Annotated in this window: 10 protein-coding genes and 4 pseudogenes; 9 read left to right on the top strand and 5 right to left on the bottom strand. The window is 64.2% G+C overall.

Translation table 11 applies throughout. From position 1 onward, the window contains the following. Window positions 1-63 precede the first annotated feature (63 nt). From ABIB56_RS17570 to ABIB56_RS17595, 6 genes and pseudogenes are all read left to right on the top strand, one after another. Window positions 64-846, top strand: coding sequence for a DUF427 domain-containing protein (locus ABIB56_RS17570; RefSeq protein ID WP_354570520.1), 783 nt, complete (start codon window positions 64-66; stop codon window positions 844-846). Between the two features lie 53 nt (window positions 847-899). Continuing rightward, a pseudogene (trxB, locus tag ABIB56_RS17575) lies at window positions 900-1,875 on the top strand (thioredoxin-disulfide reductase). Between the two features lie 69 nt (window positions 1,876-1,944). Continuing rightward, window positions 1,945-2,265 (top strand): thioredoxin, encoded by a 321-nt coding sequence (gene trxA, locus ABIB56_RS17580; protein WP_354570521.1) that lies wholly within the window; start codon window positions 1,945-1,947, stop codon window positions 2,263-2,265. A 64-nt stretch (window positions 2,266-2,329) separates the two neighbouring features. After that, on the top strand, window positions 2,330-3,562 hold the full coding sequence (locus ABIB56_RS17585; protein WP_354570522.1) for an outer membrane protein assembly factor BamB family protein: 1,233 nt from the start codon (window positions 2,330-2,332) through the stop codon (window positions 3,560-3,562). A 52-nt stretch (window positions 3,563-3,614) separates the two neighbouring features. Then, entirely contained in the window at window positions 3,615-4,373 is a 759-nt protein-coding gene (locus ABIB56_RS17590; RefSeq protein WP_354570523.1) for an SDR family NAD(P)-dependent oxidoreductase, read from the top strand. Between the two features lie 498 nt (window positions 4,374-4,871). Then, entirely contained in the window at window positions 4,872-5,396 is a 525-nt protein-coding gene (locus ABIB56_RS17595) for a sigma-70 family RNA polymerase sigma factor (protein ID WP_354570524.1), read from the top strand. A 188-nt stretch (window positions 5,397-5,584) separates the two neighbouring features. On the opposite strand, the gene ABIB56_RS17600 is transcribed toward ABIB56_RS17595, so the two are convergent. From ABIB56_RS17600 to ABIB56_RS17610, 3 genes and pseudogenes are all read right to left on the bottom strand, one after another. Beyond that, entirely contained in the window at window positions 5,585-6,196 is a 612-nt protein-coding gene (locus tag ABIB56_RS17600) for a TetR/AcrR family transcriptional regulator (protein ID WP_354570525.1), read from the bottom strand. A gap of 47 nt (window positions 6,197-6,243) precedes the next feature. Then, a pseudogene (locus tag ABIB56_RS17605) lies at window positions 6,244-6,609 on the bottom strand (transposase family protein); the annotation flags it as partial. A gap of 118 nt (window positions 6,610-6,727) precedes the next feature. Further along, a complete protein-coding gene (locus ABIB56_RS17610) occupies window positions 6,728-7,492 on the bottom strand; it encodes an oxidoreductase (protein ID WP_354570526.1) in 765 nt (254 codons plus the stop codon). Between the two features lie 35 nt (window positions 7,493-7,527). On the opposite strand from ABIB56_RS17610, the gene ABIB56_RS17615 reads away from it, so the two are divergent. From ABIB56_RS17615 to ABIB56_RS17625, 3 genes and pseudogenes are all read left to right on the top strand, one after another. Then, window positions 7,528-7,833, top strand: coding sequence for an ArsR/SmtB family transcription factor (locus ABIB56_RS17615; protein WP_354570527.1), 306 nt, complete (start codon window positions 7,528-7,530; stop codon window positions 7,831-7,833). 162 nt (window positions 7,834-7,995) lie between these two features. Next, window positions 7,996-8,568 (top strand): recombinase family protein, encoded by a 573-nt coding sequence (locus ABIB56_RS17620; RefSeq protein ID WP_354570528.1) that lies wholly within the window; start codon window positions 7,996-7,998, stop codon window positions 8,566-8,568. A 12-nt stretch (window positions 8,569-8,580) separates the two neighbouring features. Further along, window positions 8,581-10,677: pseudogene (locus ABIB56_RS17625) on the top strand (Tn3 family transposase); the annotation flags it as partial. Window positions 10,678-10,804: 127 nt separating this feature from the next. Here the strand turns inward: ABIB56_RS17625 and ABIB56_RS18520 are convergent. Both ABIB56_RS18520 and ABIB56_RS17630 read right to left on the bottom strand, forming a co-directional pair. After that, window positions 10,805-11,122, bottom strand: a pseudogene (locus ABIB56_RS18520) (YdeI/OmpD-associated family protein); the annotation flags it as partial. An 8-nt stretch (window positions 11,123-11,130) separates the two neighbouring features. Then, a partial coding sequence (locus ABIB56_RS17630; protein WP_354570529.1) for an aldo/keto reductase occupies window positions 11,131-11,765 on the bottom strand: 635 nt, incomplete at its 5' end.

Here is an 11,765-nt window from a genome sequence, read left to right on the forward strand (position 1 = left end):
GGCTTGGTGCGATCCGACCCGTTGGCCGCTGGTATTTTTTGACCGATTTCTGTAAGGAGTGCCATGACGTCCGCACCCACAGCGGGTTTGTATCCCTCGATGCTCAGCGCACCGGGCCTTGTCGAACCGGTACCCCGTCGGGTCCGGGCGTCCCTCACCGGCACAACTGTTCTCGACACGACTCGGGCGGTGTACGTGTGGGAGTGGGCCGGCTACCCACAGTTCTATATTCCCGCAGAGGACGTCACAACTGCGACCTTGACCCCCTCCGGCCCGGACCAAGACGACGCCCAGGGCACCTTTCACCCGGTGGATCTCCGGGTTGGCGAGACCACCGTGGTGAACGCGGGCCGACACTATGTCATTAGTACGCTGCCCGGGGTCACGGGCACGGTCCGTTTCCGGTGGGAGGTCATGGATTGCTGGTTCGAGGAGGACGAAGAGGTGTTCGTGCATCCGCGAAACCCCTACACCCGGGTTGACGCGCTCCGCTCGAGCAGGCCGGTCAGGGTGGAGGTCGACGGCAGAGTTGTTGCGGAATCTCAGGCTACGGTCATGGTGTTTGAAACCGGTCTCCCGACCCGGTACTACTTCGACCGGCATGCCGTCGATTTCACCGCCCTCACCCCCAGCGGCACGGTCACGGCCTGTCCGTACAAGGGTGTCACGAGCGACTACTGGTCGGTTACCTCCCGGGGCGCACTCCAGGAAGACCTGGCCTGGTCGTATGCGTTCCCGACCCGGCAGCTGCTCGCGATCGCGGGACTGGTCGCGTTCTACAACGAGAAAGTCGACCTTGTCGTTGACGGTCGCCCCCAACCGCGACCTGTCAGCCCCTTCTCCTAACACCGGTCCCACCCTCGATATCTCTTGCTTCTTCTTATCTGGAAATGGGTGTCATGCGTGACGTCGTCATCATCGGTTCCGGCCCCGCCGGGTACACCGCCGCCATCTACGCGGCGCGGGCGAACCTTCACCCCCTTGGTCATCGCCAGTTCGGCGGAGGCCGGCGGGGAATTGATGAAAACAACCCTGGTGGAGAACTACCCCGGGTTTGCCGACGGAATCCAGGGCATGGATCTGATGGGTATCCAAGCGGAACGGTTCGGGACGGAGGTCGTCTACGACGACGTCACCGCGGTGAAGCTGACCGGGCCAGTCAAAATGGTTAGCCTGGGCAGCGGGGAACAGGTGCAGGCGCGGACCATCATTTTCGCCACCGGGTCTGCGAACCGGAAGTTGGGGCTTGCGGATGAGACCCGGTTGAGCGGGTACGGGGTGTCGTGGTGTGCCACCTGTGACGGTTTCTTCTTCCGTGGGCAGACCGTTGCCGTTGTCGGTGGGGGCGATTCCGCGCTGGAGGAAGCCACGTTTCTCAGCCGATTTGCCGACACCGTTCACCTCATCCATCGAGGAGAAACCCTCTGCGCATCCCAGGTGATGCAGGACCGTGCGGCCGCGGATCCGAAGATCGTCCTACACCTGCACTCACGGGTGGAACACATCCACGATGCCGAGCATGTCACCGGCATCACGATCACCGACACCCTGGACGGCGACAGCCAGGAACTGCCGCTGCAGGGGTTGTTTGTGGCGATCGAGTCCGACCCGCGCACCCACCTTGTCCACGGCCAGCTGGCGTTCACCGAGCACGGCACTATCGAGGTCGAGCACCCCAGCTCCCGGACCGAGATTGCGGGGGTCTTCGCCGCGGGCGACGTCGTGGACGCCCACTACCGGCAAGCGGTCACCGCCGCCGCATCCGGTACCATCGCCGCCCACGACGCCGAGGAATACCTCGCCGCCCTCAACGACCCACAGACCCGGGCCCAGCCCAACCTGACCCGCGCCACCGCCGGCTCGGCCGGCGCCTGACATTCTGGGCACTGCCGTGACCCGTGAACTGCTTCGACGTACCTGTTATCAACGCTAAGGAAACCCCTCATGTCTTCGTCCCCGGTCACCGACGCCACCTTCCAGGCTGAGGTTCTCAACTCCGACACCCCCGTGCTAGTCGATTTTTGGGCCACCTGGTGCGGGCCGTGCCGGGCCGTGTCACCGATCTTTGACCAGATCGGCACCGAGCACCCTGACCGGATCCGTGTGGTCAAAATTGACGTCGACGCGAACCCGGTCACCGCCCAGAAGTACGGCATCACATCCATTCCTGCCATGAAAGTGTTCCTCGGCGGCGAGGTGGTCAAAACGGTCATCGGCGCGAAACCGAAACCAGCCCTCGAAACCGACTTCGCCGACTGGCTCTAACCACCCCACCACCTTCGCGGCGAGTACCCCTGCGCCCGGTGGACGATGGAAAGGACCTGTGACAATGCGCATCACCGCACGACAACGGACACCGGCCCGGGGCGGGTTCCGGTCCGTGGGGGCCCTTACCGCAGCCGCCCTCATCCTGCTCAGTGCGGGGTGCGCCTCGACCCAGCACGGTCAGGGTGATCCCGCCCCCGCCTCGGGCAAGCTCGATGCGCCGGCCAGTGCCTGGCCTTCGGCGCTGTACGACGCAAGACACTCCTCCGACACGGCCGCGGTCGGCCCGCAACACGGCACCGTCAAATGGACCGCCCATCTGGGCGGGGTCCTCGCAGCAGGGCCGGTCATCGGCGTCGACGGTGCCATCATCGCCGGCAGCAACAACGGGGTCCTCCACGCAGTCGACCCCGGCACCGGCACCCACCTCTGGTCGTTCAACGCCCACGGCAACTACGGCTCGGACCTTTCCACCAGCCCTGCCGTCCTCCCGGATGGGACGATCCTCTGGCCCGGCCCCCACGACACCCTTTACGCCCTCAACCGTCGCGGGACCCTGCTGTGGAAGGAACATTTCAAAGGCCAGGTCCTCTCGCCCGCAGCGGTCAGTCACGGACGCGTGTATGTCGCGGACATGACAGGTCAGGTGGTTGCCTTGAGCCTCCGAGGCTCTCACCATCGGACCCTCTGGTCGACATCCGTGGGCGGGACGGATTACGCCAGCCCCGCGGTGGGCCAGAACGGACACATTTACACCTCTGATGGCCTGCATCTCGTGGCTGTGCAAGACCTCGGCGATCATGCCCGGATCGTGTGGCGTTTTCCGGTGAAGAAGATGATTGAAGTCTCCCCAGCGGTCGGCCCAGACGGGACCGTCGTCATCGGAACCAATAACGACCGCGAGTACGGGATCCACCCCGACGGGAAAAAAGCGTGGGCCTTTCGCATCCATGACTACACGTACTCCTCCGCGGTGGTCCGTGCCACTGGGGACGGCGCTTTTGCTGACAACAGCGGCCGCGTGCGCACGTTCAACGCGACCACCGGAGACGTCCAGCGGGTTATCGCCCCTGTTGCGCCGCAGAAAGAACACGTCTGGACCTCGGTCGTCATCGACAGGCTCGGCGACACCTATTGGGCCAGCACGACCGGGCATCTCTACGGCTACGACCCACACGGCCGGCACCTTTTCACCACCCCGATCGATGCCGCAGCCTGGTCATACCCGGCCCTCGGCGCCGATGGGACGCTGTACCTCGGAACCACGTCCGGCACCCTGTACGCCGTCCACGGCTAACCCCGCCCCCGCCCCATTTTCCATAACCCGTATCTCGACACGAAGGACTCTCATGACTGACTTTTTCCAGGGCAAGACCGCTCTGATCACCGGTGCCGGGCGCGGCATCGGGCAGGCCATCGCCCTGCACCTCGCCCGCGAAGGAGCTGCAGTGATCCTCGCGGCCAGATCCACCGACCAGCTCGCCGCCACCGTCACCCGGATCACCGCCGCCGGGGGAGAGGCCGTCGCGGTCCCCGCGGACCTGAGCACCATCGACGGTGCCCGCCACCTTCGTGATGCCGTGACCGTCCGGACGATCGACATCCTGATCAACAATGCGGCCGTTGTCGAACCATTAGGGGCAACGACCACGGTTCCCTTGGATGACTTCCAGACGGCTCTGACACTGAACGTGGTCGCACCTCTCACCCTGACCGCAGGTCTTCTTCCGGGGATGATCGCGCGCGGCTGGGGGCGGGTGGTCAACATTTCCAGCGGTATCGTCGGCCGGCCGGGCAACATGATCGGTGGCAACGCCTACGCCACTTCCAAGGCGGCCCTGGAAGCGCACACCCAAAACCTCGCTGCCGAAGTCGAGGGCACCGGGGTGACCGTGAATGCGTACCGGCCAGGAAGTGTGGACACCGCGATGCAGGAATGGATCCGGAACCAAGACCCAACCCGGATTGGTGAGACTCTCTCGACCCGGTTCCGGCACGGACACGAAACCGGTGCACTGCTCACCCCGGACCTGTCCGCCGCAACGCTAGTCGTCCGGCTCTCAGGAACCGGCAACGGGGAGATTTGGGATGTCAGCGACCCCCAGTAATTTTGGCCGCACGTCGTGTCGGGAGCTGCTCGCAGCCACGCCGGTTCGACGCCGGGCTCGTAACCATGTCTTATCGCAGGGCCGGGGGCCGGGCGGATGTGTCGTTTGGATGTCGTGCACACATGACAGGTGCAACGAATATTGGCCTCGTCTCGGCGGCGAGCAGAGCGCGCCCGTGACCACCGTCCACGCTCTGGCCCGTCCGGAAGGTAGCCGTGCTCCGTGCGCCTCCGGTCGAGCGGTGGACCACTTCTCCGCACGGGCATCCCCAACCGAAATGGCCTCCCATGTCGCCGCAATGAAGACGCTCCACTCATTGGCCTCGAAAGGCCACGGTTTGATGCTGGGGTCGCTGACCTCGACGGGGAGAGGGCAGGGAGAGTGATAGAGCAGCGGGACCCGCCTGTTCATACCGGTACCCCTTCCCTGATCGGGACTGAACGTACGCCAACGCCTGTTAGGGCTTCGCCTGCCGCGTGCTCAGCGGCGCAGTTGCTCGTGTATGCCGCAGCCGGGGACCATGCGGCGTTTGCGGCGTTGTACCGTCAGCTGTGGTCCGAGGTGTTCCGGGCGATCGAATGCGTTCTCCGCGATCCCGCGCAAAGCGAGGAAGTGGCGCAGGAAGTGTTCCTCGAGGTGTGGCAAAGTGCCGCCCGCTTCCTGGCCTCCCAAGGGTCGGTGTCCGCCTGGGTGGCCACGATCGCGAGGCGCCGGGCCATTGACCGGGTCCGAGCATCCGAAGCATCCCGCCGGCGAGACCACGACATCGGAATCAGAGACCACATCGCACCCCAGGACGATGTCGTGGCAACATTCGAGCGCCGTGCGATGGCGGCCGAGGTGACACAGCTCCTTGACCGGTTACCCCACCGGGACCGCCACCTCATCCGGCTCGTGCACCTCGACGGGATGTCCTACGCGGAAACCGCACGCATTTTTGGGGTGCCCACGGGCACCATCAAATCACGCTTGAATACTGCGATGAACGCCCTTCGTCGGGACTGCCAGACAAACCGTGTGTGAGGATCCGTCCAGTTCCGAAGAGAGCTTGCCGTGATGGACACGACCGGAATGAATTGCAGGCCGAGTGTGTCCACGCGGCTGTCGTGACCGCGGAGACTTAGCAGTCGGAGACAGCCGCGATTAGGGGAATAGCGGGTCAGTTGCGCCGCTCGAGCCACCACTCTGGGAAATACGCTACCGACCGGAACTTAGATACTTGCACCATGTTCCGACTCGACTTTCTGAAGATTTGCGCCAAAAACACTGGCGAGCATTTCATGAGCGCGCGCATCGGCAGTGACTGTGTTGGGCATCCGGATGCCTAGAAGCACGCTGATGAGCATGCCGCGGGCTAGGAATTCATGAGTGGTGGCTTGGTCAAAGCCCGCCTCATCGCGGAGCATCTCCCAAATCTGTAGGAATCCTTCTCGCGCCCGTTCACCGATGACGGGATTGCTACCTTGAACGAACGCATGGAGCAACGATTCGTGCAATCCCGGGGATCCCCCTAGATCGATCCACAGGGCACCGAGGACCCGTGGAAGTTCCGCTGGGGGCTGTCCAGTCTCGGCATGCTTGCTAATCGCGGTCCGGAACGTTGTGAGGAGAGTCTCGATAGTGCCCTCGATCACCTCAAGAAAAAGCAGCTCTTTCGTACCGAACATTCGTACGACATAGGGCTGACTCACCTCGGCCGCACTCGCTATCTGCTCGGTGGTCGCGCCGTTGTACCCGTACCGGCCAAACACCTCGGTCGCCGCCTGCAATATCAGCGCACGGCGGCGGGTTGATGGCAAACGCAATCTCGATTTGCTCTTCATAAGACTTCAATATTATCAACTGATTACTTAGAGGTTCCGCCGATAGGTCAGGGTTTTCGGGGTGGTCGTCCGTTCCAGCGGTAGCGCGTCCAGCCCTCATGGATGAGACGACGGGTGGTGATGATTGCGCCGGCGAGGGCGATGAACGCGTCGATCACGATGCTGCGGCGTTCGGTACAGATCTGTAGTTTCCGGAAGCCTCGGGTGTGCCAGGAGTTGGTGCGCTCGACGACCCAGCGGGCGCCTGTTTGCAGCGGGGTGCCCTTCTTGCTGATCTCCCAGTCGCAGCCCAGGACGCTCAGCAGGTCACGAGTTTTCCGGGAGTCGTAGCCGGCGTCCAAATGCACGGTGATCGTGTCGGGGACGTTGAACCCGAACCGGGACAGTTTCTCCAGCGTGGACTCCAGAAGGGGGTGGCTTGTGAATTCGGAGAAAATCCCACGATATGAATCGGGGTTGTGGGTGGTGAGTTTCGCATTCGTGCGTGATTTGCTCACACTGCAGTGATGGTGCCGACTCGGGCGGCCTTGTTTAGATTGTGGGGATGATTCCCCCGTCGACGCGGAATTCGGCTCCAGTGAGCCAGCCGGCCCGGTCGGATGCCAGGAACGCAACGAGTTCGGCTGCGTCGTGTTCTGTGCCGGGTCTGCCCATGGGCACGCGGAGGCGTTCGGCGAGTTGGCGCTGCATCTCGGGTAGATCCACGCCTTGCTCGTCGGCGAGGCGCTGGTGCACGGCCCGCGCCCCGTCGGTCGGGATGAAGCCTGGCAGCACGTTCACCACACGTACGCCAGCAGCTCCCACCTCGACTGCGAGGGAGCGGCTGTAGGAATTCAGTGCCGCCTTCGACGCCGCATAGGGTGCCTGTCCCGGCTGCGGGTAATGCCCCGCGATCGAAGACACGTGCACGACGACACCGCTTCCTCGTTTGACCATAGACGGGACCAGGAGCCGGTCGAGTCGGACTACGGCCAGGAGGTTGAGCGTGAGGTCTGCTTGCCACGAAGCGTCATCGGTGTCGAGCACCGGCTGCGCCGACGCCGTGGCGCCAGCATTTTGTACGAGAACGTCGAGCGGCCCATCACGGAGGACGTGCTCAGCGAGGGATGAGATGCCGTCCATGGTTGACAAGTCGGCGCGAACGAATTCGACACCGTCGAGATCATCCGGGACGGTCCGCGCCGCGACGACGACGTTCCCTCCGGCGGCAGCGAGACGTTCAGCCATCGCGCGTCCGAGTCCCTTGGAGCCGCCCGTGACGAGGATGCGGCGTCCGGCAAATTCTTTATCATTCATGATCGTCGATCATAGATCATTGGTAGCATGAACGCATGCGCGTGTTTGAGCACCCTGACCTGGCTGACGTCCCACTAGCCGGGATCCTGTCGGCGCTCGGCGACCCGGTCCGTCTGAAAATCCTCCGGGTACTGCTCGACGGTCAAGAACACCTCGGTCCCGACTTCGCTGTCGGCATCGGGCAATCCACGCTCAGTCACCACATGCGGATCCTCCGCCAAGCCGGCATCGCACAGAGTGTTCCCCGCGGAACGCGATGCTTCGTCTCGCTTCGGCGCGAAGAGGTCGATGCACAATTTCCGGGCTTGCTCAACGCAGTTGCGAGGGCCAGCGTCGCATAAATGCTGCTCTAAGCCCTGCAAGGTCGCAATGTCCGTGAACGAATGTTTGTGAGATGCTGACCAGTTCCTGATCGGGCTCCCTGCTTTCCGGGCGCTCAACTGTCAAGGTTTCCGTGTAGACACCTACGTCACGGTTACCCCCGTTCCTGATACGGTCTGCGCATGCGGGTGGGTTACGGACGAGTGTCAACGCGGGACCAGCATGTCGACGGGCAGCGCGACGCTCTCGAGGCAGCCGGGTGCGAGGCCGTATATGTCGACTCCGCGTCCGGGAAGCTCGCCACGAGACCGGGCCTGGAAAAGGCGTTGCTGTCTGCGAATCGTGCAGGCGACCAGCTCGTGGTGACAAAACTGGATCGTCTCGGTCGCTCGTTGGACAACCTGATCGAGTTGTCGAAGCGGTTGCAGGCCCAGGGGGTCGATTTGGTGGTTCTGGATCAGGGCATCGATACGTCGACACCGCTCGGGACGATGTTCTTCCACATTCTCGGCTCGATAGCGGAGTTCGAGCATGCGCTGATGGTGGAACGCACCCGAGACGGACTGGCGGCGGCGAGGGCGCGGGGCCGCACGGGCGGGCAGAAGCCGAAGCTGGGGGCGCGTCAGGTAAAGCTGGCCCGGCAGATGTACGAGGAGACGGGTCCGGACGGGAAGCGCGCTCACACGGTGGCGCAGATCGCGGCGGAGTTCCAGGTGAGCAGGCCAACGATCTACCGTTACCTCGCCGCACAATAGGGCCGCTCCGAGATGGCGCGCCGCACCCTTTTGACTCCACTCGAGCGAGCCCAACTGTTCGGGCTGCCCGATGACCCTGACGGGGTCGAACTGCTCTGCGCGATCGACGAGGCGGACATGTCGCTGATCCGGCAGCGCCGGGGGGATGCGAACCGGCTGGGTTTCACCGTTCAACTGTGCTTGTTGCGCGGGCCCGGAATCACCCTGGGTGTCGAGACCATCGTGCCGACAGTGGTTATCACGCGGCTGGCGTCGAACCTCAACGTGGACCCCACCGTGTGGGACGACTACGCAACCCGCGAGCAAACCCGGCAGGATCACGCCCGTGAGGTTCGCACGTACCTCGGGCTGACCGGCTTCGGGATGAGTGATTTTCGGGCGGTTGTCGCGGACGTGGAAGTCGTCGCCGCGCAGACAGATAAGGGCGGCATCCTCGTCGAGACGGCCCTTGCGGGGCTGCGGGAACGAAAGGTGGCTCTACCGGGCGCCGAGGTTCTCGAGCGGGCCTGCGCGCAGGCGCTAACCCAGGTGAACCGCCGTATCCACGCGACCCTCGTCGACGCTCTTGATGCTGGACATCGGGCGCGGCTGGAGGGCCTGCTTCGCCGTCGCCCTGACAGCGCGCTCACACAGATCGGCCGGCTGCGACAGGCACCGTCCAGGCCGAACGCACGATCGATGCTGGAACACGTGGACCGTCTCGCCGCCTGGAAGGCGCTGAATCTGCCATGGCCGGCCGCGCGGGTCGTACACCGCAACCGTCTGTTGAAGCTTGCCCGTGAGGGTGCGTCGATGACGAGCGCGGATCTGGCAAAGTTCGAACCCCGCCGCCGGTACGCGACACTGTTCGCGATGGCCGTGGAGGGAATGGCGACGGTCACCGACGAGATCGTCGAACTCCACGACCGGATCATTGGCCGAGTGATCCGTGCGGCGCAGAACCGGCACGATGCCTCAACGCTTGCCTCCCGGTCGGCGGTGACCGCGTTGATGCGGTCGTATTCGCGTCTGGGCGATGCGCTCCTGGGCGCTCACGAAACCGGTGAGGACCCCTTCACCGTCATCGAGAAAACCATTGGGTGGGAGTCCTTGGCCCAGAGCACCGCCCGTGCGAAGGAGTTCACCGGGCCGGCCGCGGCCGATCCCCTCGCGCTGGTCAGCACCCAGTTCACGACCCTGCGTCGTTACTCGCCGGCATTCCTGGCGGTCCTTGACCTGCACGCCGCCCCCGCCGCCCGGGACCTCCTCGCCGCCGTCGACGCCCTTCGCCTGCTCAACACGACGGGCGCCCGGAAGGTTCCACCGTCTGCACCGACGTCGTTTATCCGCCCCCGGTGGAAGCCGCTGGTGTTCACCAATGCGGGCATCGACCGCGGGTTCTACGAGTTCTGCATCCTCGCGGAGCTCCGCAACACTCTCCGCTCCGGCGACATGTGGGTGCGAGGATCCCGCCAATTCCGCGACTTCGACGACTACCTCCTCACCCCAGAGGACTACACGACGTTAAAGGCGGCGAAGCAGTTGCCATTGGCTGCCCCGGACGGCAGCCCCGAGCACGTTCAGGCACGCCTGGAACACCTCACCGCGAGACTTGGGGAAGTCGAACGGCTTGCCACTAACGGCCATCTTTCGGGAGTAACCGTCACTCCGGCGGGACTGAAGATCACGCCCCTGGACACCATCGTCCCGGCACACGCCCAACCACTCATCGACGCGACCAGCGCCATGTTCCCCCGAATCCGCATCACGGACCTGTTGATGGAGGTCGACTCGTGGACAGGTTTCACGAGGCACTTCACCCACCTCAAAACCGGGCAGCCCACCAAGGACCAGCAGCTGCTCTTGACCGCGATCCTCGCGGATGGGATCAACCTGGGCCTGGCAAAAATGGCCGAATCCTCTCCCGGTGTCACCTACGCCCAACTCGACCGTCAGCAGGCCAACCACATTCGAGATGAGACCTACAGCGCCGCCCTTGCCGTGATCGTGAACGCCCAGCACCGCCACCCGTTCGCCGCGCACTGGGGCGATGGCACCTCGTCGTCCTCCGACGGGCAACGGTTCCGGGCCGGCGGCCGAGCCGAAGCCACCGGGCACGTGAACCCCAAATAGCGCAAGGGTGCGCGCGAAGGGCGGTGAGGAGATCCTCGGGCACTGTTATGGCGGTGGCTCCGTCGTAGGCCCGTTCCCAGCGCCCGTCGGATTGTGCGCGTTTGATCTCGAACTGGCCCCGGCCTCGCATTCGGCCGGATTCAATGAGATTCGCGACGATTTCGACGATCCGTTTGGACCACATGGACCGGGTCCGGCGGGGTGTGAAGTGTTGGCGGTAGGTCGCCGCGTCAATACTGTTTTTTCGACCGTCGATCCAGCCGCTGCACAGGGCTTCGTCGAGCGCCTCAGCGTAGGTGAGACTGGTCGGGCTGGGGGTGCCCTTCTTCGCCAGGGTCAGCCACACCCCGTCGCTGGTGTCTTCGTGATCGTCCAGCCATGCGCGCCACCCCGCGGCGTCGGGAACGGTCAGCTGCTCGGGAGTGCCGGGGGCGTCCATCATGGGCGGTCCTATTCGGCGGCACGGTCGGCAAGTACCCGGCGGCGAAGTGACGTGTCGGATAGTGCGTGTGGGACGTACCCGACGTCACTGACGCCCACATCGGTGCCGGGGGTGACGATATCATCGATGCGGTCGAGGGTGTCGTCACCGAGGTGGACGTCTCCTCCAGCGAGAATGTCGTCGAGCTGATCGAGGATGCGGGGACCGATGATGGCGGAGGTGACTGCGGGGTGCGCCATCACGAAAGCCATCGCGAGGTGGGTGAGTGAGATGCCAGCGTCCTCGGCGACGGGGACGAGCTGTTCGACGACAGCGGCCTTGTTCTGATCGCTCATGTGCCGTGGCCCCCAGTACGCACGTCCGGGTGAAAGAGGCGAGTTCTGTCCGGGCCGGTGTTTTCCAGTGAGGAGCCCCCAAGCCAGCGGGCTCCAGGTGAGGACCCCCATTCCGTACCGGTCACAGACCGGGAGGACGTCTCGCTCGATGCTGCGGGCGAGGATGGAGTAGCTGGGCTGTTCAGTGCGAAGTCGTGCGTGGCCGCGTCGTTCACTAGGGCGTGTTGCTAAAGGTGCTGTCGAGCCAGTGGAGGGTCGCGGCGAGGCAGAGGGCCGCGTGGTAGTTGCGGGCGAGTTTGTCTGAGCGC

It is taken from the genome of Glaciihabitans sp. UYNi722 (genome assembly GCF_040549465.1).
In the GTDB taxonomy this organism is placed as follows: Bacteria; Actinomycetota; Actinomycetes; order Actinomycetales; family Microbacteriaceae; genus Lacisediminihabitans.